This window comes from Paenibacillus plantarum (genome assembly GCF_013141695.1).
Taxonomy (GTDB): Bacteria; Bacillota; Bacilli; order Paenibacillales; family NBRC-103111; genus Paenibacillus_E; species Paenibacillus_E plantarum.
The window spans coordinates 52,050-76,078 of sequence record NZ_WHNY01000026.1 but is presented as its reverse complement, the minus strand read 5'-3'; the positions used below and the strand labels follow the sequence as shown (position 1 = coordinate 76,078).

Sequence of the window (24,029 nt, the reverse complement as noted above, 5' to 3'; positions counted from 1 at the left end):
ACAAGGGTTCAACGCTTGCGGTATTCTCTTGGAGTCAAGTGCTGGAGCTCTTTGAATACTTTATTAAAATAACTCGCTGACCCGAAGCCACAAGTTAGGGCGATGTCCGTAATGGATTTCGCTGTGGATTGAAGCAAATGACCGGCATATTGAAGCCGTAACCGAATGATAAATTCATTCGGAGTTAAGCCCGTCATTTCCCTGAATTTGGTATAGAACCACGTTTTCTTGAGGTGAGATCGTTCAATCACAATGTCCATATCTATTTCCTCAGCCCAATGCGACATGAGATATTCGATGGCCTGGATAATGCCCTGCGCGGAGGAATCCTCTTGTAGTTGATCGCGGTTATGCGTCACATAGTACCTCTGCATATGAACAAGCATTTGAATCATCAAGGTTTGCTGCTGAAGTTCCCAGCCGGGCAGTGCGTGCTTCGCTTCCTCGAGAGCTTCAAGGGCCAGTCTTTTTACCGATTGAGCGTAGACCGAATCCGCTGGAATGAGTGGTGAAGATTTCGTCATGTAAAAAGGTGTAAGCAAACTGGAACCTCGGGGCATGACCCCAACGAAAGATGGAGAGAAGAGCAGCATAATCCAGCGACTGGGCTGCCCCTCCTCTTGGGTTAAATTCCAATGTGGCTCGAAGGGGCGCAGCAGGAAGATATCCCCTGGACCTGCATAATAGCAGGCATCTCCGATCTTGTATTTCATCCCTTGGTCCAGCGCTATACTGACCTCGAGAGCATCATGCATATGTAAATCATGGTCGGTGAATTGGGCGTATTTCTCTTGGATCGTGTAGCCGGCAGCTAGGGGCAGGCGTTCATACTGCAAGGATGGATCACTCCTTTTAGGGGATTCATAGGATTAAGTATAACTTTTTTGGAAAAAGGAAAACAGCATGATATCCGAGTATAGAACTGGATGTATGTTCACCTTGAGAATGGAGATCAACGGATTGAAGCACACACCGTTTCATTGCATAGCGCTCATTGGAGCGATGCAGGGGAGCGGTTTTTTGTTCGTTGTAGTTCGAAGCGGAGGAAGCGATTTATACAACTGATTGAGCGCTTAGATGAAAGTAGTTGGCTAACGGACACAGTGGCCGTTATTTGCTCCAAAACAGTGTTTTTGAACTTCTAACGGACACAAACGCCACTATTCACTAGAATTTTGCTTATTTCGTGCGTTTAGGTGCAAATAGCAGCAGACGTGTCCGTTAGATTCGGGGAAGTCTCTCTCCATGCCAAATAACGTTTTTCTTGTCCGTTAGGAGATGAAAGAATTTGAATATGCGAGGGAAACGATTATACTCGCGGTAACGCAGGGCAATGTAGAACCTAACTAGAACGCACCTTCAGAACAGCTCTCTAGCCTCAAAACAAACTAAATGATTATCTTCTGAGCTAGGGATTGTTCCTGGTTAAAGAGACCTATTTTTAGATTGAAAAGTTAATTTATGTAAAAATGATTATTGCCGCACTTGGTAATCACTGGATATAGTCGGATAGTGACTTGGATACAGGTTAATTCCTCTTTGAAGCCGGGAGAAATAAGGATGAGGGGGGGGCTGATTAACGGCTTAGCCTCACTTTAACGTGGCAGTATGGATTAAATGTTAACGTGTTCATTAAGCAAGAAATCACTTGAAGGAGGAAATTCAATAATGAAAAAGCTTAAACCTGCGCACTCCCTTACAGCGCTACTAACATCCTCAGTGATTGCTGGCGTGTTGGTCATTCCTTCTGTCTTCGCAGCAAATCTGTTCAGTGACAATTTCAATGATGGGGACGCAAGCGGCTGGTCGACACAGAATGGCGCATGGACGGTGGTTCAAGACAATGGCTCCTATGTGTATCGCCAGACCAGTTCGAGTGAAGGGCGCGCATCAACGGGGAATGCATCATGGACAGATTATGCCGTTGAATCCAAGGTGAAAATCGATAATTGGAATGGTTCCAATCGCGTCTATGTGGCGGGTCGTTATCAAGATGGAAACAATTTCTACGCCGCATCATTGTATAATAGCAATGGAGGCAAGCTTGAAATTCGCAAAAAGGTAAGCGGTTCCAGTACGACATTGGCTACCTTGGATTACCCGCTTACCGTAGGTACGTGGTATACCGTTAAGCTAGAACTAGCTGGATCGACAATACGCATATATGTGAATGGTACTTTGCAGCTAACAGCAACAGATACGAGCTTAAGTTCTGGCGGCATTGGTTTAGTGGGCTTTAAGGCGGCAGCAAGTTTTGATGATATCCTCGTTTCCGATAGCTCCGGTTCAACATCGACACCGGCACCAACACAATCGCCATCACCATCATCCACACCATCACCTTCAGTGTCACCAAGTCCATCACCTACGCCTCCTCCAACAGCAGGCGCAGTTTATGTGGATCCGAATGGCTCTGATAGCAATCCAGGGACATTGACAAGCCCGACGACACTGAGTTCAGCGCTGACGAAGGTAGCTCCCGGCGGGGTTATTTATTTGCGAGGCGGAACGTATAGCTACAACAATCAAATTACAATTGATCGAACGAATAATGGTACTGCTAGCGCAATCAAACAAATCATGCCTTATGGATCCGAGAAGCCAGTCCTGGATTTCTCTTCACAGAGCTATAATTTAGCAGATGTATCCCTGAATGCCAGAGGCTTACAAGTGAATGGCAGTTACTGGACGATTAAGGGGATCGAGATTAAGGGAGCCGCCGATAATGGTGTATATGTAGCAGGGAATAACAATCGTTTGGAGAATTTGGACGTCCACGATAATCGGGATACAGGCGTTCAGCTTGGTCGCTTTGCTTCAACAGCAACTCGTAGTGAGTGGCCTGCAAACAATAACATTGTGAACGTGTACTCGCACGACAATTTCGATCCCGATAACGGGGAAGATGCGGATGGATTCGCTGCTAAGCTAACTACGGGACCTGGCAATGTGTTTGATGGTTGTATTTCGTCGTACAACACGGATGATGGTTGGGATTTGTATACCAAATCGGATACAGGGCCGATTGATCCGATCACGATTAAGAATAGCGTAGCGCATCATAACGGTCAAACATCGTCAGGAAACTCGACCAGCAGTAGCGACGGGAACGGGTATAAATTAGGTGGGGAAAAAATAGCAGTCAACCATATTGTGATTAATTCCGTCGCCTATCTCAATAAAAAACACGGATTTACGTTCAACAGTAACCCTGGATCCATTACGCTGACGAATAATACATCATTTAGTAATGGTGAAGGCAATTTTACTTTTGACACCGGCACACATACGTTCACGAATAACTTGTCTTACAAAGGGACTTCGAGTGACAAGACCAGCGGAACGGATGTAGCTAGTTCGAATGTTTGGTGGAAAAGCGGGAAGAGTACCAATGCTGCAGGTCTCCTAGCGAGTGATGCAGACTTCGTAAGTTTAACGCCAACGCTCACTCGGAATGCCGATGGGTCACCGAATGTAGGCAACTTCTTGAAGCTTACCACAGGCAGTGATTTGATCGGCACAGGAACACCTAGCGGAACTAATATTGGCCGGAAGTAACCTTAGAAAACAAGGAAACTGATTTTTTATTCTCAAGCTACTATTGCTCGAATTAACAGCAACAAGGCTGTATCTCTCGTAGTTCATCTACAGTGAGATATAGCCTTTTCATGTTGGTTTGTACACGCTTCGGAAATGATTTGGCGTGATGCCTTCACTTCGTTTAAACAACTTAATAAAATAGCTTGGACTTTCAAAGCCAACCTTCGCCGAAATGTGGTTGATTTCGAGATCAGGGGATAATTGAAGAAATTCCTTCGCTTTAAGAATCCGATACTGGTTGATATAGGCGAAAGGCCTTGTACCTAATGTTTGTTGAAACAGAACACACGTATATTGTGGTGTAACACCCAGTTGATTGGCCAAGTCCTGAAGGGTTAGGGGCTGCCCAAAGTGCTGCTGGATATAGTCGATAACCGGCTTTAGCTGCTCCAATTGCTCCTGATTCGAGCGCGTATCTGATGTGGATGTATATCGGAATAAATCCATAAGCAAGCCATACAACAGATGGGAACCATCATAGCTTGAGATTTGATTGCGAATGCTGTACAGATGATTAATTTCATTGATTCTGGCTTCGACCAAGTCAGGCTTCGTCATAAAGAGAACCATAGAGCAGTTAAATTCCATGGATTGCAGAAGTGGCCCAGCGAAATGTCCATTAAATTCAACCCATTGTACCGTCCATGGTTCCTTTACGGGATAATACCGGTGAGGTACTTCCGGGAATAGTAACATGCCTTGTCCTTTGGAAAGTGTCATCGACTTCCCTTCGATTTCGAGAATTCCTTGCCCATCAAAGCATTGAATCCATTGATATGCCTTGTAGCCATCCTTTCTCACTACGGTTGGTTGATTCACCCAGTAGCCCGTCGAGACCAGATAAAGAGGTAATTGAAAGTCAATATCGGTTAGGACATGCCAGAAGAAATGTTTCATTGTCATCACGCTCATTCTTCATATTAATATTGTTATATTATCATAAATATTCTTTGATTGTTGAAGGTTTTGTTCGGGGATATAATTTCAATAAAGTTATATGGCATACATTTATTGTTAAAGGAGTGCATTGAAATGACGTATCAAAAAGTAAGATCGAAAGTGAATTTCGACAGGGATTGGTTTTTCCATAAAGGGGATATACCGATTCCATACGCTGTAAAAGCAGGAAAGACAGGTGGCATCACAGACATTGGGAGTCAAGAACAGGGAGAATGGTTAGAAATTGCTTTTGTAGATCAAACGACAGAAGATGCCCTTGTACCAAAGGATTGGCAACGGATCAGCATTCCTCACGATTAGGTTGTGGAGGAACAAGTGCGGAATGATCCGAACCTTGGAAGCCGGCCTGGCAGTCATGGCTATTTGCCTACGGGTATTGGCTTATATCGGAAAATGTTTGCGTTACCCGCCGAAGATTGTGGGAAAAAGATAACTATTCATTTCGATGGCGTCATGGGTGTCAGTACCGTATGGCTTAATGGACATCTGCTTGGAACACATGAAAGTGGATACACGGAAGTCCATTATGATATTTCTGATCAAGCGCGCTACGGTGATGAAGGGAATAATGTCATCGTTGTAAGAGTCGACGCTACGCGATATGAAGGCTGGTGGTATGAGGGAGGCGGCATATATCGGCATACATGGCTGCAGAAAACGGACCGTCTCCATGTCGCACATTGGGGAACTTATGTAACGACACCTCATGTGACGGAGCAGCGTGCTGAGGTAGTCATCCGCACAGTTATTCACAACGAGTATGAGAAGGATCGCGTATGTTGGCTTACTTCCACGATCGTGAATGAAGCCGGTGAGATGGTTGCTTTTACATCGGAAAGCGTAGAGGTAGCCTGGTTCGATCAGGTGGAAGTCGAGAACAGGGTAGATGTAGCACTCCCACAATGCTGGTCACCTGATCATCCAGTTCTTTATCAATTGATCACGGAAGTGAGTATGGGGAAGAAAGTCGTGGATACCTATGAAACCCATTTCGGTATACGTACCCTTGCTTTTACGAGAGAAGGATTCCTACTCAATGGAAAACCTGTTCTACTCAAGGGTACTTGTAATCATCAAGATTTTGCAGGGGTTGGCGTTGCCTTACCAGATCGTGTTATCGCATATAAGCTTCAGTTATTGAAGGAAATGGGCTGTAATGCTTATCGAAGCGCACATCATCCGCCTACCCCGGAATTGCTTGCTATCTGTGATCGTATAGGCATGATGGTCATTGATGAGAATCGGAAGCTGGATAGTTCTCCTAGCGGGCTTGCCGATCTAGAAAGCTTAATCCGGAGGGATCGAAACCATCCTTCAATTATTGTTTGGTGCATGGAGAATGAAGAGATATTGGAAGGAAAGATAACAGGCTCACGCATTCTTCGAACACTTGCCAATCTGACCCGCAAACTGGATCCTACTCGACCAACGCTTGCGGCTATGAATCATGGCTGGAATGGAGAGGGGTACAGCGATCAAGTTGACATTGTCGGTTACAATTACGGGCAAAGAAAGCAACAAGATCTGACCGATCATTTCAATCATCCGTCTAGAATCATTCTTGGAAGTGAGAGCGCTAGCAGCACAACCACCCGCGGTATTTATGCCATTGATACAGAACGAGGCTATTGTCCATCCTATGAAGGGATTTATATGCCTTCTTGGTCTTGTACCGTGGAAAAAGCGTGGAACGACGTAATTGAGAATCCATTTTTGACAGGCGTATTCCTTTGGACAGGTTTGGATTATCGTGGCGAGCCCACTCCTTACAGGTGGCCGTGCATTTCTTCTCATTTTGGCATCATGGACACATGCGGTTTCCCAAAAGATGTTTATTATTATCTCAAATCCGTTTGGACGGAAGAGCCTATGGTACATCTGTTGCCGCATTGGAATTGGGCTGGAAAAGAAGGCGAACTGGTGGACGTCTGGGTTTATTCCAATGGGGATGAGGTTGAACTGCAGCTAAATGGACGAACGCTTGGCATGCAGCCTATGATTAAAGCTGGGCATTTAGAATGGAAAGTTCCTTTTGAACCTGGGGAACTTACAGCAATTTCCTATAAGGAAGGCGAACTTTTTGCTGAGAAAAAGGTGAAGACGACGGATTCACCATACCGAGTACATATGGAGCCAGATCGCACCGACATACAGGCGGATGGAACGGATGTCTGTGTAGTTAAAGTAGCGATTCGTGACCAAGCGGATAACCTTGTACCGATCGCGGATAACGAAGTATACTTCACGGTAGAAGGCGCCGGGACCATTCTGGGGGTTGGCAACGGTAATCCAAGCAGTCATGAACCTGATAAGGCGAATCGTCGTCGGGCATTTAATGGCTATTGCCTGTTATTAATTCAGAGCGGAAGTACCCCGGGGGAGATTGTGGTTTCGGGAACATCGATCGGTCTCCAATCTGCCCAAATAACGATAGCGGCACGATAATCAATACGAAGCGAAGGAGAGAGGAAATCAAGTGGGAAACGAATATCAAAACAGGGAAAACAATCACCCGCCTCTGCCATGGAACCTGGAATCACTATATCAAGCGGCACAGGCAGTATCCGTTCCTGAAATGGATGATGATCAGATCAAAGCCATTATGTATGAGGCCTTGCCTTACCAAGGTAAGCAAACACGCGTATTTGCCTATTATGGGATACCTGATGCTGCATTAGGAGCCAAGATCCCTGGCGTAGTTCTCGTTCATGGAGGCGGAGGGACTGCTTTCAAAGAATGGGTACAGCTGTGGAACGACCGGGGGTATGCAGCCATCGCCATGGATCTGGAAGGGCATATCGCTACGACCAAGACTACGGAAGGTGTATGGCCAGAACACGCATGGAGCGGACCCTCTCGGCAAGTTGAATTTGCAGATTATGTAATCCCCGTGGAAGAGCAGTGGATGTTCCACGCCGTTGCGAATGTCATTCTGGCGCATTCCTTTCTGCGTTCCTTTGAAAACGTGGCTAGCGATCAAGTTGGCCTGCACGGGATTTCGTGGGGAGGAATCGTGGCTAGTATTGTTGCAGGTGTGGATGAACGGTTTTCTTATGCCATTCCAGTCTATGGCTGTGGCTATTTGTTCGAAGCAACCAATAAGTATGGACAAAGCTTTCAGCAAATGCCGCCTGAGTATGCGAAGAAGATGAAGCAATTGTGGGATCCTTCGGCGTATTTCGATCGGATTACGATTCCCATGCTATGGGTGAATTGGAGTCATGATCCTCATTTTCCGCTTCACTTATTTAGTAAATCGTATCAAGCGTCATGCAAGGGCAGCGTGGACTCAAGCCTTAGCATTCATTTTGGATTGAGACACTCGCATGCAGCGGGATGGAAACCACCAGAGATTTATGCCTTTGCTGATCACATAACGAAGGGTGGTCGCGCACTGCCACAGATTCTACGTGAAGAAGTGAACGTGGGGGAAGTAATCGTCGTATTTAGGTCAGAGCTTCCCATTGTGAAGGCAGAGCTGCGATACGCGACACAGATATCAGACTGGTTTGAGATTGAATGGCTTACGAAGGAAGCACACATCGAATGGGGTTCAAATGAAATTCGAGCAGTACTTGAGGAAAACACGTCTGCATGTTTCATTCAAATCACGGATGAACGCGGTTATATCGTGAGTACACCTGTGCATGTCTTTGGGCACCAGGGCTAGTCATTTTTAAAAATAAACACAAGAGTAGTGTAAAAAAATACATGCCCATCGGTTATTTGGAAGATTAAGATAGGAATAACCAAGTGTAACTTGAGTTAATCTTGAAATAGAGGTGGGTATGTGAAACAAATATGGGGTAAGGTATGGCTCGGTGTTTTGGCGATCAGCGTAATTTCAGGATGCAGTAGTGAAGTTACACAGAAGAGCAGTGAAGAGACTGCAAAGGTAAATGAAAAGCTGAAATTTTCAATGTCGATAACGACATCTGGGAATAAATATGCCGAGAAATCAGCAGATGTTAATAAAGAAAAGTGGGTGATGAAGCTCGAGGAATTGACCAAAGCGGACTTAGACCTTCGGATGATCCCACTCAAAGATTTTGATTCCAAAATGTCCTTGATGTTTTCATCCAATGATATTCCTGATGTTGTGCAAAATGTTGGAGGCGCTACCACGAAAGGTATGGCTGGCTCGGTGGAAGCTGGTGTGTTCATGCCGCTTGATGACCTGATCAAACAATATGCACCGAATATTATGAAAGCGGTACCGAAGGAAGCGTGGCAAGAAACGAGCTTCAACGGAAAAATATACGGAATACCTTCTTGGTTATCCAATCCATCTAGGCGTGCGACATTCATTCGGGCTGATTTGCTTGCTCAAACAGGTTTGCCCGCACCCAAAACAGTTGATGATTTCTTGAACGTCATGCGTGCTTTTAAAAAGATAGGAGTTGAAAATCCCTATCAATTGCGTGAAAACTTCAAATATGCAGATACCATACTGGGAGCTTATGATGTCCTTCCCTCTCAATTCGAAGTACAGGGAGACCAAGTGGTTCCGAAATTTTTTGATGTAGATAATATGTCAAAAGCACTTCAAGCGTACAAAGCGATGTTCGATGAAGGATTAATTCCGAAGGATTTTGCGTCCATTTCCTCTACGGACTACGGCAAAAACATTGATGCCGGCAAGGTCGGGATGTGGTCGGCCAACGCGGCCGGATTATCCAATTACCGCAACAAGGTCAAGACGGCAGTTCCGAATGCCCAAATTGACATTATTCCTTCTCCGCGTGGACCTGAGAATTGGGGAGGTCACATGCTGTATTCAAGTATTAACACATCTTACTACTTGAATAGTAAGCTATCGAAGGATAAAGCGATTAAAATCATTCAATTCTTTGAATGGATGACGACACCGGAAGCTGAGAAATATTTCTCATTCGGCATTGAAGGCGAAACGTACACCATGGAGAATGGCAAAGTGAAGTTTACGCCGCCAACCAAACCAGAAGAGATCGATGAGGACGGATTCCGGGGCATGTTCTGGTTCGTCCATGATGCGAAATACAATAAGGCAAGAGAAGAGTTGACGCCGGAAGGTCGAGATATGATTCAGTATTTGGATACGGTTGTTTCCAAAGAAGGTCTAGGATCGGTTCGTTTTGTACCAGGACTTGAATCTTTCTCTAGGTATCCGGATTTAGCGCCACTAGGCGATGATGTTGGTCCTAAACAGATCATTGACCATATGATCAAAATGATCTATGGCAAAGAGCCGATATCAGACTGGCCGAAAGTGATTGAAGAATACAAGAGCAAAGGCGGAAACGAGATTCTTAAAGAAGCAAACGACCGTTATAAAAAAGGCTCAGGTGTGATCGTTTCAAGTAATCGAAAATAGCTGCCCATGTGCATGATGGAAAGTATTTGTTTGGTTTTCCAAGCAAATACTTTTCCTTCTTTATGCACAATGACTAGGAGGATACATCAGTGAACACGAAAAATCTCATCTCAATGAACTATCCAGCTTCTTGGTGGCGTTCTTTATGGCGGGAAGCATTGCCTTCTGGTAACGGTAGGATTGGAGCGGCTGTCTACGGAGGGGTTCACGAAGAGACGGTTCTTCTGAACCACGAAGACTTATGGTGGAACGGTGTTACGATGCCGCTGCCGGATGTGAGTGATCGATTGGCAGAGGTAAGACGCTTGCTGAATGAAGGTCAAGCTCCCGAAGCAGACAAAGTGCTTTCAGATGCACTGAAAGATCAGGGTTACCAACCCAAACTGGCGTCCCCTCTGCCACTGGGAGATCTTAAGATATTCATGCCCCTTCGCCGAGCATTCCGCTCCTATAAAAGAACGCTTCAAATGGAGACTGGAGAAGTGTCCGTTAGCTGGACAGATGGGGATACCCGTTACGAGCGGAGGTTGTTTGTATCCCGAACTGCGGATGCCGTCGTCATCGATATTCGCAAATGGGGACCGCAATCGATTGAAGCGCAGTTACGCATGCAGCTTCATGATAAACGAGACTTTCGCAAGTCAGGTATTGTGTTCCCCGAAGGCGAAGACATGCAATCTACGGGTAATACCATTTATTATGCCGCAGAACATCCGGACGGGGATGATTTCGGAGGCGTAGCCCGCGTCATCCATCAAGGTGGACATACAAGTTCCGGACAGGTTGGTATAACCGTGAAGAATGCCGAGTCGGTCTTCGTCATTATTAAGCTATTTACTCGTGGAAATAGGGAAAGTGAATGGCGCAGATTGGATGAAGAGCTGAACGAGCTTCCCACTTGCTATGATACCTTGCTTTCAGATCACGTGCTGGAACACGGCCGCTTATTTCAGGCGATGGCGTTTGACTTAGCAGCAGATGGGCGGGAGTTATCCAACGAAGAGTTGTTGATGCAAGCCTATCAAGGGGAAGCGCCAGACGCACTAATTGAGAAAATGTGGGCATATGGTCGTTACTTGCTAATATCAAGTTCTCGTGCAGAGGGGCAGCCTTGCCATTTATACGGCTTATGGTTCGGCGATTATGACGCTGTTTGGGCATTTCACATGGTCAATGAGAACCTTCAGATGATGTATTGGCAGGCATTGTCGGGCAACATGACAGAGCTGTTACTTGCCGTCTTTAACTATATGGAAAAGCTCATGGATGATTTCCGAGTCAATGCCAGACAGTTGTATGGCTGTCGCGGAATCTTTATCCCGGCACCTAGCGTACCAGGCTCAGGGCTGTTAAAGCATACGTCCCCGCATATTATTCACTGGACAGGGGGAGCGGGATGGGTTAGTCAACATTATTATGATTACTACCTGCACACGGGAGATTTGGCATTTCTGCGAGAGCGGGCGCTGCCGTTCATGCGGGAGGCTGCTTTGTTCTATGAAGACTTTTTTACGATGGATGATGACGGATACTGGAAGAGTTCCCCTTCTAATTCACCAGAAAATACACCAGGAAATTATTGGAAGGGTCCTGGCAGCTCAATGGGAACCACGATGAACGCAACGATGGACTTTGCCATTGCCAAGGAGCTTCTGACACACCTCATCGAAGGGGCCGAGACAACTGGGATGTATCTGGAAGACATTTCGACATGGCGGCAAATGCTTGAACGAATCCCTCCGTATCAACTAACGGAAGATGGCGCCATTAGGGAATGGATGCATCCTTATTATGAGGAAAATGATCATCACCGCCATGAATCGCATGTATACCCTGTATTTCCCGGAACTGAGGTAACGCGTGAGAACGATCCTATTCTTTACAAAGCTTTCGTCACATCCATTGAGAAACGCTTAGGTTTGGGATTGAAAGAGCAATCAGGCTGGTCGCTGGCGCATATGGCGAACAATTATGCGCGAATGGGTCAAGGCGATTCGGCACTCGAATGTCTGGAGACATTGGCCCGATCCTGTGTCATGAACAATCTAATTACCCTGCATAATGACTGGCGCGGTATGGGAATCGGTGTTGACATGGATTGGGCTCCCGTGCAGATCGATGCCAATATGGGATGGACATCTGCCATCCAAGAAATGCTGCTCTTCTCAATTCCCGGTGAGCTGCATATTTTACCTGCGCTGCCTGCCCGTTGGAGAAAAGGAAAAGCGGGTCCACTGCTAGCGCGTGGCGGAGTCGAGTGCACGTTAGAGTGGGATGTGTCTGAAGGTAGGCTCGACATCATGCTCCGCTCTACACAAGGCTGCAAACCAATAGATCTTTTATTTCCTGAATCAGCTGTTGGACTAAGAGACAGCACTGACAAATTTGAACTGAAGCTGAGGCAAGTTTCGATCTTGGAGGCTCCGCTTCATCTATCAGTCATACTTAGGCGTGTGGAGGATTGAAGGATGAAAGTACTGATTGTGGATGATGAACCGATAATTCGCAGCGGGATGATGAAGATGGCCCAACAATACACGCAACCATTTCAAACGATTGAGACGGCGAATAACGGACTCGAGGCAATCGATCGGTTTAGCCATTTTGAGCCGGACCTACTCATCACCGATATACGTATGCCCAAAATGGATGGATTAGAGCTCTGTCGCATCCTGCACAATAGTCATCCTAATTTGCTTAAGGTCGTCATTTCCGGCTATAACGATTTTGAGTATGCGCAGAAGTGTTTGTCTTACGGGGTAAAGCACTATTTGTTGAAACCTGTTACGCCGCCTGATTTGCACGATATATTCGATCAGATTCTCAAGCTGCATGCGCAAAGTTGTATATCGATCTCAGGGTACGTAGAGTGGATTGAACGGATAAAAGAGAGTATTTGGTCGCTGCAGATGGATGAAATGACCCAACTCATGACGGAGTGGCGAGAACGTTGCAGCTTGTTAACTATCAATCAATTGAAACATCAATTAGATGATGTATTGCACCTATTGGGCAACTTTTTTCAAGAAAAGAAACAATTTAGCATGCCAGGTTTGCAAGATCCGCTAAAGGCTTCGACGCGAGAGGATCTGTATATCTTGTTTGAGTGTCGCATGAGAGCTTTGATGAAAGAACTACAATGTTCACGGCAGGGTAATTACAAAGATCCAATGGAAGAGGCGAAGCTCTACATCGATACGCGATTATCTGTTGAGATCACGCTAACAGAGGTGGCGGATTTGATCGGGGTTTCTCCATCCTATTTCAGTACGTTATTTAGAAGGATGACGGGCGAAACGTTTGTAAGCTATCGGATGAATAAAAGGATGGAAAAAGCGAAGGACATGCTCGCCATTCCTCATATGCGAACGTTTGATATCGCCATTGAAGTAGGTTATGAAGACTACCCGCATTTTACCAAAACCTTTAAGAAAATTTATGGCGTGTCCCCGTCGGAATACCGTAATTCCATAGGAATTAAATGAAAAATTTTAATTTATATCAGAAGTTGTTTCTATCTTACCTCGTCGTCATTTTAATTTCTTTAACTAGCGTTGGTTACTTCTCGTACAAAGCCTCTTCGCGTGAGTTGGAACACATTGTTGAGAAGCAGTTGACTCAAGTCGTAGGTAATGCGGTATATCACACTGACTATTATATTCGCGCATATGAGCGCTCCATGGTGTCTTTGCTCAGCAATAACGATGTTAAACGATTCATTGATCTGCCAGAAGGGGAAATCGGATATCCTTATTACGAACTTCGTAAACTTGTCAAAGAAGTAGGCATCGAACCTATTTTTATAAGAAATCCGGAAATTACTGATATCTTCTTAATGAATTTCAATGGCAATGCCATGTATGTTTACAACGGGATTAACGCGGGTTCGTTCACGAAGGAGCAAATACAACAACAGCTAGACTATTTCCAACATAATACGACGACGAATGGCAGTTTGGTTGTACTGAATCATAGTATTTTACCGGAGCAAGCCAATCAGACACTGACGCTCGTTCGCCGTATCCGCGGGCTTTCGTCTACAGAACTTAAGGGTATTCTCGCCATTGAGATGAGAGCTTCGGAGCTGTCTGAGTTATGGAAGGGCATCGATTTAGAGAGCGATGGTTATTTCTTTATCACCGACGGTAACGGAAACTATGTCTATCATCCAACTGCAGAGCAGATCGGCAAGGGGATGCCGGAAGCAATTCATCAACAGGTTATAGAAGCGGGTACGCATGCATTCACCTCTAAGATTGATGGGAAATCACGCATGTTCATGAGCCGTCGTTCCCAATATGGCAATTGGCGGCTTGTTGTCTCCATGTCCGTCGATGAATTGCATAGACCAACCGACACGATACGGACTACAACGATTATTGTTGGAGGGTTTACACTCATTCTCGCTCTATGGCTTGCCTTCAGGTTTGGGAAGTCGATCACAGGCCCGATACGCAAACTAAAAAGCGCGATGCGTGAAACGGAGAAAGGAAAGTGGGTCATTCTGCCGCTTCCCAATCACCGTGATGAAATTGTAGAGCTGATTAATCGCTATAATCTGATGGTTAGTCGACTCGCAGAGCTTGTTGATGAAGTATATCAAGCCGAGCTAAGGGATCAGGAAAATCGTATTGAGCGTCAGAAAGCTGAGTTTCAATCGCTGCAACTACAAATCAATCCCCACTTTTTGTATAACACGCTAGAAACGATCGTATGCTATGCGGTTATTAAGGATAGTAAGGAAATCTATGAGATCGTGAAGGCAATGGCCTATATGCTTCGCTATTCTGTACAGACTCATTTGGAAGAAATCACGGTAGCCAATGAACTTAAACATGTTCTGCACTACTTGCTCGTGATGAAACACCGGATCGGACGAGAGTTTGATATGGAAGTAGACATTGATCCGACTTATTTGCTTCGTCATATGGTGCGGCTGACACTTCAGCCGTTAGTGGAGAATACGTTTCAGCATGCTTTTCCAGACGGTGTGGAGGACCACCATGCTATTCGTGTTCACGCGGGCGAAGATGATTCGATTTTTTGGATTAGTGTAGAAGATAACGGCGTAGGGATTGCAGAAGCAAGACTGCAAGAGCTGCGGGAGAAGCTTAGCGAGAACCGGCTTGCAGAAAGTGGATCGACGCAAGGGATCGGCGGCATAGGTATCTTAAATGTGCATCGTCGGATTCAAATGGTGTTTGGTGAGCAGTATGGATTGCAGATTGTAAGCGAGATTGGGCAAGGCACGAAGATCAACATGTTGATGCCAAAAAAATGAAGGGAGCTAATCCTATGGCTTCGAAAACGGACATCTCTGGAGAAAAACAGTTCCAGTTTGCGAATGCGCGATCTCAGTGGGCATTTATTCAGAAATATTGGCCCTTGTATATGCTTTCAATTCCTGGGCTCCTGTATTTTGCAGTGTTTAAGTATATCCCCTTATTCGGTTCCTCCATCGCGTTTCAAAATTATAATATTTTCAAGGGGATATCGGGCAGTCCTTGGGTTGGTTGGGTACATTTCAAACGTTTATTTACGTATCCGGAGTTTCTGATCATTTTGAAAAACACACTGTTAATCGGTATGTATGACCTTATATTTGCATTCCCCGTACCTATTGTTCTGGCCTTATTACTGAATGAAATTCGGTTTAATGGATATAAGAGATTGGTACAAACGATTATTTACATGCCGCACTTCCTGTCATGGGTCATTGTCGGCGGAATTATTATTGGATTGCTGTCCCCGACAACAGGCATTGTAAATCAAGTGTTAGGTTGGTTAGGTGTGGATTCTATTTATTTTATGGGCGAGAGCAGTTACATCCGATCTATTCTGATTGGATCTGGCATATGGAAAGACAGCGGCTGGGGTACCATTATATATCTTGCTGCAATTGCTGGCATTAACCCAGATTTGTATGAAGCAGCTGAGATCGATGGAGCGGGCAGGTTCCGTCAGGTGATGTCGATTACGTTACCATCTATCTTCCCGACGATTACGATATTGCTACTGCTGCAAATCGGGCATTTTATGGACTTCGGTTTCGAACGTGTGTATTTATTCCTGAATCCTCTGAACAGCGAAAATGGAGAAATTCTGGATACCTACGTGTATCGAGCAGGGTTGGTCGATCGTCAATATAGCTTCACCACCGCGATTGGACTATTTAAATCATTTGTTGGTTTAGCATTAATTATTGTTGGCAATACGCTGAGTAAAAGAACAACAGGAGAGAGTCTATACTAACGCTAGTCACAAGGAGGTAAAAGATGTGATTTCTACAACCAGCCAGCGAGCATTTCAGGTAGTTAACATGATATTGCTGTTAATGATCGGACTTACTATGCTTCTTCCACTGCTGCATGTGATTGCCCAATCCTTCAGCGACGCTGTCGCAATTAATAGCAGAAAGGTCAGCCTATGGCCGGTAGGATTTACGCTGGAGAATTATCATATGATTCTGAAGGATTCCACCATCTGGATGGCATTTCGCAATAGTGTAACGATTACCGTTCTCGGAACGTTCATTAATCTAGCGGCAACAGCAAGTTTAGCGTACCCGTTATCCCGTTCAGAATACGTATTTCGGAAACCTGCATTGGTTTTTGTGTTGATAACGATGATTTTCCATGCACCATTGATTCCGAATTATTTGCTTTTGAAAAATTTGCATATGCTTAATACACTTTGGGTATTAATGATTCCATCCGCGATAAGCGCTTTTAATCTGTTCGTGATGCGTTCTTTTTTTATCCATCTTCCCATTGAGCTGTTGGATTCAGCCCGTATTGATGGATGTGGCGAGCTTCGGATGATCTGGAAAGTCGTACTGCCACTGTCGAAACCGGTCATGGCTACAATGGGGATTATGTATGCGGTATCGAATTGGAATATGTATTCACAAGCCCTCTATTATATTGACAAGCGCTCGCTGATTACGCTCCAAGTTCGGTTAAGGGAGATTGTTATTACGGATAATATGGGATCATCGGATACAACCTCAGACTTGATGCTCTTGGTCTCACCCGAGGGGCTGAAAATGGCCGTTATCGTCGTCGCTACAATACCGATCATGTTGGTATATCCGTTCTTGCAAAAGCATTTTATGAAGGGCATGATGGTCGGGTCCATTAAATCATAGGTGGGGATCTGGAGAATGCATGTAGTAAAATAACATATAGGATCGTAAAAAAACATAATACAATGGTATGACTACGAGGCGTATAGTGTAGAAAAAAGTTACTTATGAATTAGCACTGTGGTAAAATGTTCACAAGGATTTTTTTAACCCAGCTCAAAAAGGGAGTGCTAGCGAAATGAAACATATCCTCATTGTAGATGACGAACCGATGGTTCGGATGGGGCTGGCCCAGCTTGTCAGGCAGTGCAGCCCTTTATTTCGCACGGTCGTCGCAGCGAATGGGGTAGAGGCTCTCGAGCAAATCAACAAGCAACGTCCGGATATGATGCTAACGGATATACGGATGCCAAAGATGGACGGATTGGAATTGTGTAAAGCCATTCAAGAGTTGCATGTGAATTTCCCTGTTGTTGTCATTTCTGGGTATGATGATTTCTCTTACGCACAGAAATGCCTTACTTTCGGCGTCAAAGAATATTTATTGAAACCGCTTACGGAACATGAGTTGTATCCCGTGCTTAATAAATTGCTTGTACAGCAAGATCAGGCGACGCCCATCTCCTTCTTTCAAATAGAGGAGTGGCTGGAACGCGTTGAAGCAACGATTTGGTCTGCGGATTTGGCTGCCCTCCATGCCCTTATAGATGAGTGGTCACAAAGCGACATGATGAAAGGGATTCAAGTTCAGCAGTTGGATCAGATGATGGCAGATGGGTTGAAGATTGTAGTCAAAAAACTGAACTCTCGTGGCTTGGTGACTTTTACCACTCAGGCTTCGCCAGTACAATTGAATAGCTTGATTGAAGCTATGGACTATTTACGATCAGAGTTCGTCCATCTGTATCATCAATTGTTTCAATGGCGGGGTGGGAATCAGAAGAGCTTATTTGAAGAAGCGAAGTCCTACATTGACAATAACATTTCGGAAGAGCTGAGCCTCGAAGAAGTGGCAGAGAAAATGGGACTTGCACCCACATACTTTAGTTATATTTTCAAGAAAATGACGAATGAAACGTTTGTTCAATACCGTATGAAGAAACGGATCGAAATGGCTAAGAAACTTCTCGAGATGCCACATTATAAGGTTGTTGATGTCGGTGTGACGATTGGTTATCAGAACTACCCTTATTTCACTAAAATTTTCAAGAAGATGACAGGCTGCTCGCCGACGGAATACCGTAGTATGCTGGGGATCAAATAATGAGATCTAGCTTGGCATTGCGTATGTTCGTATATTTCGTGATCGTTATAGTGATATCTTCCTCTATCGTCGGCCTAGTTCTGTATGTTCAATCCACCAAGGAAGTGGATAAGCAAACCAATGAGCTCTTAACTCAAATCGTCGATAATGCGATGAATCATACGGATATGTATTTGAAGAAATACGATCGTGCTACCGTTTCGATGATTACATCAACGAATGTGAAAGAGTTTTTGAATCTAGATGGTAACAATTTCATTCCTTATTTCCTATCCATCAGACCGATGAAAGAGAAGGTCCTTCAGCCTCTTTTTATTAATAATCCTGAAATTAGTATGGTGTATTTACTCGGATATAACGGGCTTAGCATCTATGATCATAATGCGGATACATCAGATTTCAGCAACTCGATCCTGTTGGATAAGCTGGACTCCTTGAAGGAAATTACAGATAAAGACGGCAAATTAACGATTATGGATTGGAGTTTTCTGGACGGGAAGCTAGCACTAACACGCAAAATCTCAGATCGCCAGACATCGAAAATCTTCAAAGGGATACTTGGCATTGAGCTTAATATCGAAGAGCTGACATCTTTATGGAAGGGCATCCGTCTGGGGGAAACAGGGTATTTCTATATTGTGAATGACACAGGGAAAATCATCTATCACCCGATGTCCAGCATGATTGGCAAGCAGTTGGATGCCAGACTGTTTACCAAACTGCGTGAAAATCAAAATCAGATTTTCGAATATAAAGATGATGTTGAACGTGTCCATTTTAACCGAAGATCAGACTATACGGGCTTGACGTTGGTTGCCTCCATGCCGCTTGATGAGCTTAGAGCGCCTGCGTTAAATATTCGTAAAACAACGGTATACACCTGTGCGATTGCGCTAGTAATTGCGTTGATTCTTGCCTACCGATTCGGGCAATCCATCATTCGGCCCATCAAAATGCTGGAAAACGGCATGCGCAAAACGGAAAAAGGAAACTGGACACATGTCGCCATCAGCGGCAGAACGGACGAAATGGACCGACTTACGGTCAGCTACAATATGATGGTCTCACGACTGCAAGAGCTTATGGAGCAAGTCTATGCCGAGGAGTTGAAGAATAAGGAATACTTGTTGAAAAGGCAGTCTGCTGAATTCCAAGCCTTGCAATTACAAATTAATCCTCACTTTCTCTACAATACGCTGGAGACGATCGTTTGTTACGCTGTCGTTCAGGATTCGCAGGAAATCAAAGAGATCGTTAGATCTCTATCGTATATGCTTCGTTATTCGGTACGTGCCGACTTGGAGGAAATAACGGTTGCCAATGAATTGAAGCATGTGCTTCATTTTATGAATATTATGAATTACCGCTTAGGTCACGAGTTTGAAATCGAAGTTACAGTCCCGCCGGACCTTTTATTGAAAAAAATGGTGCGCCTCACCTTGCAGCCGTTAATCGAGAATGTGTTTAAGCATGCATTTCCTGATGGCATCGAGAGCCACCATCGGATCCGTATTGATGCCTGTATGGATGGGGATGATTTCATCGTAACCGTTACGGATAATGGCGTGGGTATTACGCCAGAAAGACTGGAGGAACTGCAGGCTAAGCTAGCCGCACAGCATGTGAGCACTTCCCAGTTGCCCGTTCGTATAGAGCGCGAGGGTGGGATCGGGTTAGCCAATGTGCACAGCCGGATTCAAATTGTTTTTGGTGAGCAATACGGGTTATGTATTGACAACAATGAGACTGAGGCAGGGGCCAAGTTAACGTTGCGCATGCCGAGTCAGCGAGATGAGCTGAGTTATGCCTCAGCTGCAATAGCCATATAGCCAACTAGGATGAAGTTCCTTCAATAGGAGGTACGCCATCCTTTTTTTTGTGTGTAAAAGATAACTGGAAAACCATAAATTAGTTACCTAGGTGCTTAAAAAACTAGTATGTTCGCCTTCTCTTGAAAACGTATCATAAAGATAACAAAAGAGAGGAGGAGACTTGGCGTGGAAATCGTCCGTAAAGTGACTAGCTCACATGGCAAAGTAAAAATCAAATTCGGAAGTAAGTTATTCACGAATATTAGAAAAGTGCCTCAATTGTATCTACTATCCATACTGCCCATCTTGTACATACTCATCTTTAAATACATACCGATGTACGGTGCAGTCATTGCCTTTCAAGATTATGTGCCTCATAAAGGTTTTTTTGGGAGTGACTGGGTTGGGTTAAAGCATTTTAAAAACTTTTTTAACTCCTATGAATTCTGGAAGGTAATCAAAAATACGCTTGGCTTAAGCTTTTACAGCTTGCTTGCAGGGTTTCCATTCCCGATCCTGCTGGCGCTTTGCTTAAACTACGTAAATCGTTCTTTCGTCAAGAAATCGGTGCAGTTGATTACTTACGCACCACATTTCATTTCGATGGTCGTGATGATGGGGATCATTATCCAACTGTTGGATCCCAAAACTGGTATCGTCAACATGATTATTGCGCAATTGGGTTTTGAGAAAATTGATTTCTTCGGAAATCCGGACAACTTTAAGTCGCTGTATGTCTGGTCAGGTATTTGGCAAAATGTAGGCTTTGGCTGTATCATTTATTTAGCCGCTTTGGCTGCCATCGACCCTTCTCTGCATGAGGCCGCTGTCATGGACGGTGCGAGTAAAGTGCAACGCATGAGACATGTGGATATTCCCGGGATTTTGCCGGTTGCCGTTATATTGTTGATTCTTAGCGTTGGGAATTTAATGGATGTTGGTTTTGAAAAAGTGCTGTTGATGCAAAATCCACTGAATCTCAGTTCATCTGAGGTTATTGATACCTACGTGTACAAGGTGGGTCTGCTCTCAACGGGAATTAAATATTCCTACGCTTCCGCGATTGGATTGTTCACTTCTGTCATCAATCTTATTTTATTGTACACAGTTAACAAAGCAGCCAAAAAATTAGGGCAAACCAGCCTGTGGTAGAGAGGTGCAAAGAAAAAAATGAAGTCGACCCGAATTCAAGAATCCAGAGGCGATCAACTATTTAATATCGTGAACTACACGGTGCTTTGCCTCTTTACACTGTCTGTCTTATACCCCCTCATTTATGTGTTAAGCGCTTCCTTCAGCTCATCAACGGCCGTCATTTCTGGTAGGGTATGGTTGTGGCCTGTCGATATCACTTTGCAGGGATACGAAGCCGTATTCAAGAACAATCGCGTTTGGGTGGGGTTTGCCAATTCATTGTTCTATGCGGTTGTAGGAACCATCATCAATGTCATGATGACTCTGATTGCGGCTTACCCTCTGTCACGTAAAGACTTCTATATTCGCAATGGGATAATGGCGCTCTTTGTATTTACCATGATGTTTGGTGGTGGGTTAATACCTAACTATCTCTTGATTAAGGAACTAGGTTTACTCGACACCCGCTGGGCGTTGATTATCCCAGGTGTCATGAGCGTCATGAGTGTCATTATCGCAAGGACATATTTCCAAACGACGATTCCTGATGAAATTCTAGAAGCCGCACATCTGGATGGGTGCAGTGATTATAAATTTCTAGTGAAAATCGTGGCACCATTATCAGGACCTATCATTGCGGTGCTCTCGTTATTTTACGCAGTAGGACATTGGAATACCTATTTTGCCGCTCTTCTTTATTTGAAATCACCGGATCTGTTCCCCCTTCAAATCATTCTGCGTGAAGTGCTAGTGAAGAACACCTTTGATGAAGAAATCATCACGGATGTCGTAGGTGCAGCACAACGAGAAGGAATGAGAGAACTTCTCAAGTATTCATTAATTGTTATTTCGACAATTCCGGTTTTAGTTGTTTATCCTTTTATTCAACGTCATTTCGTCAAAGGCATGATGATCGGTTCACTAAAAGGGTAAGCTTATATACATTTTACAGATAAATAAGGGAGGATTTTCACATGCAAAGAATGAAGTTGTGGGGCCCAGCGATCAGCCTAATCTTAAGTGCAACAGTGGTGCTAAGCGGTTGTAGTAAAACATCGGATACGAGCTCTGAGGCTACGAAACAACCTGATTCAACAGCATCAGCACAGAACGAAGTCGTAAATCCACCTGGTGTGCTTCCGATTACCAAGGAGAAAACGACGCTTAAGGTATTGTCTCGAACGAATCCAGCTGTTGAAAATTTTGAGACAAACGAGTTTACCAAATGGCTGGAAGAAAAAACGAATATTCATCTCGAATGGGAAGTGGCAAGCGATCCAAAGCAAAAACTTAATATCTCATTGGCTAGCGGTGACTATCCGGATGTGTATCTAGGTTTCAACATCGATCAAATTCAATTGACCTTATATGGTAAAGATGGAGTGTTCATTCCACTCAACAAGCTCATAGACAAATATGGCGTTGAATCCAAGAAAATGTTTACTTCACTCCCGTATACGAAAGAACTTTCTACTTCACCAGATGGCAACATTTACGGTCTACCTTCAGTAAACGAGTGCTTTCACTGTACGCAGCCTACCAAACTTTGGATTAATCAGAAGTGGCTTGATGCTGTTGGGATGAAGATGCCAACAACGACAGATGAGTTTTATCAGGTATTGAAAGCGTTTAAGGAGAAAGACCCGAACGGCAATAAAAAAGCGGACGAAATCCCGTTTATCGGTGCCAACATAGCCAACTCTTACATTGATACTTTTCTCTTGCAAGCATTTATTGACAGCGACCGCAATATGCAGTTCATGAAAGACGGCAAAATTAACGCAGCCTTTACGCAACCGGAATATAAGGAAGGGCTTAAGTATATCAACAAGTTGTTCAAAGAAGGTTTGCTTGATCCGCAATCATTAACTCAAGATCGGAATCAATTAAGGAAATTGGGTGAAAATCCGGATAATGTTATTTTGGGCGTAGTTGCGGCTCAACATCCGACAATCTTCAACACATTGGAGGGAACGCGGTGGTTGGATTACGTTGCAGTGCCGCCTTTAAAAGGACCTAATGGCGTTCAAGCATCCAAATACATTCCACAAAGTATCACATCTGGATCATTTGTGATTACGAATAAAGCCAAAAACCCGGAAATTGCAATGCGTCTAGCTGATTTCCTATACTCTGAGGAAGCCACCAATCGCGCTATACTGGGCAGACCGGACATGGAATGGAAAGTAGCTGCTCCTAATGAGATCGGTATCAATGGCAAGCCTGCCAAATATACATTAATCGGTAATACTTCTCCTGGAGCAAAGAATGCAACTTGGGGACAAGTTGGTCCTTCCTTACGTACGAATGAGTGGCGTTTAGCGCAGACGGCTGATCCGAAAAATCCACTGGAAGACATCCTGTATAAAGAAACGTTAACGAAATATGAGCCGTACAAACCAGACCCTAAAAAGATGATCCCTGCCTTAAGCTTCACAAACGAGCAGACCGATGAAATCGCCAATATTAGCAAAACGATTGATGATTATCGGAAGGAGTCAACCGCGAGAATGATTATCGGGGACTTGGACATTGATAAAAAGTGGGATGAATATTTGAAAAATTTGGATAATATGAAACTGCCGAGGTACTTGCAAATTTACCAACAAGCATTCGATGCAAAGAAAAAATAAGGGGAAGTACTTTAACGACTGAACTATGCTCCGCCTGCCTTGGGTAGGTGGGGCTCAATCATCTTTCTGGAAGTGAAAACGCTTTAATGAGGGAGGTGAAGGAATAAGGAGGTGCGAGATCTCCAATCAAAGAAGTTTCATTGCATGCAATGAATTCGAGCTAGATGTCAGCAAATACTCCAACCGATGG

The 24,029-nt window shown here is 44.4% G+C and carries 17 protein-coding genes and 1 pseudogene; 16 read left to right on the top strand and 2 right to left on the bottom strand.

Annotation, left to right across the window (positions count from 1 at the left end):
- Positions 1–8: 8 nt before the first annotated feature.
- Entirely contained in the window at positions 9–836 is an 828-nt protein-coding gene (locus GC096_RS07385; protein WP_171629592.1) for a helix-turn-helix domain-containing protein, read from the bottom strand.
- A gap of 781 nt (positions 837–1,617) precedes the next feature.
- On the opposite strand from GC096_RS07385, the pseudogene GC096_RS07380 reads away from it, so the two are divergent.
- Both GC096_RS07380 and GC096_RS07375 read left to right on the top strand, forming a co-directional pair.
- Positions 1,618–2,262: pseudogene (locus GC096_RS07380) on the top strand (3-keto-alpha-glucoside-1,2-lyase-like domain-containing protein); the annotation flags it as partial.
- 84 nt (positions 2,263–2,346) lie between these two features.
- Complete coding sequence (locus GC096_RS07375; RefSeq protein WP_171629842.1) at positions 2,347–3,558, top strand: right-handed parallel beta-helix repeat-containing protein; 1,212 nt, start codon at positions 2,347–2,349, stop codon at positions 3,556–3,558.
- A gap of 108 nt (positions 3,559–3,666) precedes the next feature.
- Here GC096_RS07375 and GC096_RS07370 read toward each other — a convergent pair whose 3' ends face one another.
- Positions 3,667–4,503 (bottom strand): AraC family transcriptional regulator, encoded by an 837-nt coding sequence (locus GC096_RS07370; RefSeq protein WP_246302638.1) that lies wholly within the window; start codon positions 4,501–4,503, stop codon positions 3,667–3,669.
- A gap of 129 nt (positions 4,504–4,632) precedes the next feature.
- On the opposite strand from GC096_RS07370, the gene GC096_RS07365 reads away from it, so the two are divergent.
- The 14 genes from GC096_RS07365 to GC096_RS07300 all read left to right on the top strand — a co-directional run bounded on the left by GC096_RS07365 (position 4,633) and on the right by GC096_RS07300 (position 23,839).
- Positions 4,633–4,860 carry a hypothetical protein gene (locus GC096_RS07365; protein WP_171629590.1) on the top strand — a complete coding sequence of 76 codons (228 nt, stop codon included), beginning with the start codon at positions 4,633–4,635 and terminating at the stop codon, positions 4,858–4,860.
- 15 nt (positions 4,861–4,875) lie between these two features.
- On the top strand, positions 4,876–7,005 hold the full coding sequence (gene galA, locus GC096_RS07360) for a beta-galactosidase GalA (protein WP_171629589.1): 2,130 nt from the start codon (positions 4,876–4,878) through the stop codon (positions 7,003–7,005).
- Positions 7,006–7,036: 31 nt separating this feature from the next.
- The gene (locus tag GC096_RS07355; RefSeq protein WP_171629588.1) at positions 7,037–8,230 is read left to right on the top strand and encodes an alpha/beta hydrolase family protein; all 1,194 of its coding nucleotides are present in this window, start codon (positions 7,037–7,039) and stop codon (positions 8,228–8,230) included.
- A gap of 120 nt (positions 8,231–8,350) precedes the next feature.
- On the top strand, positions 8,351–9,913 hold the full coding sequence (locus GC096_RS07350; protein WP_312886216.1) for a type 2 periplasmic-binding domain-containing protein: 1,563 nt from the start codon (positions 8,351–8,353) through the stop codon (positions 9,911–9,913).
- 89 nt (positions 9,914–10,002) lie between these two features.
- A complete protein-coding gene (locus tag GC096_RS07345) occupies positions 10,003–12,378 on the top strand; it encodes a glycosyl hydrolase family 95 catalytic domain-containing protein (protein WP_312886215.1) in 2,376 nt (791 codons plus the stop codon).
- Positions 12,379–12,381: 3 nt separating this feature from the next.
- Positions 12,382–13,398, top strand: coding sequence for a response regulator (locus GC096_RS07340; RefSeq protein ID WP_171629587.1), 1,017 nt, complete (start codon positions 12,382–12,384; stop codon positions 13,396–13,398).
- A complete protein-coding gene (locus GC096_RS07335; RefSeq protein ID WP_171629586.1) occupies positions 13,395–15,194 on the top strand; it encodes a sensor histidine kinase in 1,800 nt (599 codons plus the stop codon). The genes GC096_RS07340 and GC096_RS07335 overlap by 4 nt, the downstream gene beginning before the upstream one ends.
- A gap of 14 nt (positions 15,195–15,208) precedes the next feature.
- Positions 15,209–16,165 carry an ABC transporter permease gene (locus tag GC096_RS07330; RefSeq protein WP_171629585.1) on the top strand — a complete coding sequence of 319 codons (957 nt, stop codon included), beginning with the start codon at positions 15,209–15,211 and terminating at the stop codon, positions 16,163–16,165.
- A gap of 67 nt (positions 16,166–16,232) precedes the next feature.
- Complete coding sequence (locus GC096_RS07325; RefSeq protein WP_171629839.1) at positions 16,233–17,060, top strand: carbohydrate ABC transporter permease; 828 nt, start codon at positions 16,233–16,235, stop codon at positions 17,058–17,060.
- 175 nt (positions 17,061–17,235) lie between these two features.
- Positions 17,236–18,261: a response regulator gene (locus tag GC096_RS07320; protein ID WP_171629584.1), complete on the top strand. Its 1,026-nt coding sequence runs from the start codon at positions 17,236–17,238 to the stop codon at positions 18,259–18,261.
- Complete coding sequence (locus GC096_RS07315; RefSeq protein ID WP_216626055.1) at positions 18,261–20,090, top strand: cache domain-containing sensor histidine kinase; 1,830 nt, start codon at positions 18,261–18,263, stop codon at positions 20,088–20,090. Before GC096_RS07320 ends, GC096_RS07315 begins: the two co-directional genes overlap by 1 nt.
- Before the next feature lie 168 nt (positions 20,091–20,258).
- Positions 20,259–21,224 carry an ABC transporter permease gene (locus GC096_RS07310; protein ID WP_312886214.1) on the top strand — a complete coding sequence of 322 codons (966 nt, stop codon included), beginning with the start codon at positions 20,259–20,261 and terminating at the stop codon, positions 21,222–21,224.
- Between the two features lie 18 nt (positions 21,225–21,242).
- Entirely contained in the window at positions 21,243–22,139 is an 897-nt protein-coding gene (locus tag GC096_RS07305; RefSeq protein WP_171629583.1) for a carbohydrate ABC transporter permease, read from the top strand.
- 41 nt (positions 22,140–22,180) lie between these two features.
- Positions 22,181–23,839 carry an ABC transporter substrate-binding protein gene (locus GC096_RS07300; RefSeq protein WP_246302628.1) on the top strand — a complete coding sequence of 553 codons (1,659 nt, stop codon included), beginning with the start codon at positions 22,181–22,183 and terminating at the stop codon, positions 23,837–23,839.
- Positions 23,840–24,029: the final 190 nt, after the last annotated feature.

What these genes read in the sequence shown, in the direction of transcription:
- GC096_RS07325 (WP_171629839.1), top strand. Translation starts at nt 16,233, where the DNA reads ATGATATTGCTGTTAATGATCGGACTTACTATGCTTCTTCCACTGCTG.
- GC096_RS07305 (WP_171629583.1), top strand. Translation starts at nt 21,243, where the DNA reads ATGAAGTCGACCCGAATTCAAGAATCCAGAGGCGATCAACTATTTAAT.
- GC096_RS07300 (WP_246302628.1), top strand. Translation starts at nt 22,181, where the DNA reads ATGCAAAGAATGAAGTTGTGGGGCCCAGCGATCAGCCTAATCTTAAGT.
- GC096_RS07335 (WP_171629586.1), top strand. Translation starts at nt 13,395, where the DNA reads ATGAAAAATTTTAATTTATATCAGAAGTTGTTTCTATCTTACCTCGTC.
- GC096_RS07330 (WP_171629585.1), top strand. Translation starts at nt 15,209, where the DNA reads ATGGCTTCGAAAACGGACATCTCTGGAGAAAAACAGTTCCAGTTTGCG.
- GC096_RS07315 (WP_216626055.1), top strand. Translation starts at nt 18,261, where the DNA reads ATGAGATCTAGCTTGGCATTGCGTATGTTCGTATATTTCGTGATCGTT.
- GC096_RS07370 (WP_246302638.1), bottom strand. Translation starts at nt 4,503, where the DNA reads ATGACAATGAAACATTTCTTCTGGCATGTCCTAACCGATATTGACTTT.
- GC096_RS07340 (WP_171629587.1), top strand. Translation starts at nt 12,382, where the DNA reads ATGAAAGTACTGATTGTGGATGATGAACCGATAATTCGCAGCGGGATG.
- GC096_RS07320 (WP_171629584.1), top strand. Translation starts at nt 17,236, where the DNA reads ATGAAACATATCCTCATTGTAGATGACGAACCGATGGTTCGGATGGGG.
- GC096_RS07365 (WP_171629590.1), top strand. Translation starts at nt 4,633, where the DNA reads ATGACGTATCAAAAAGTAAGATCGAAAGTGAATTTCGACAGGGATTGG.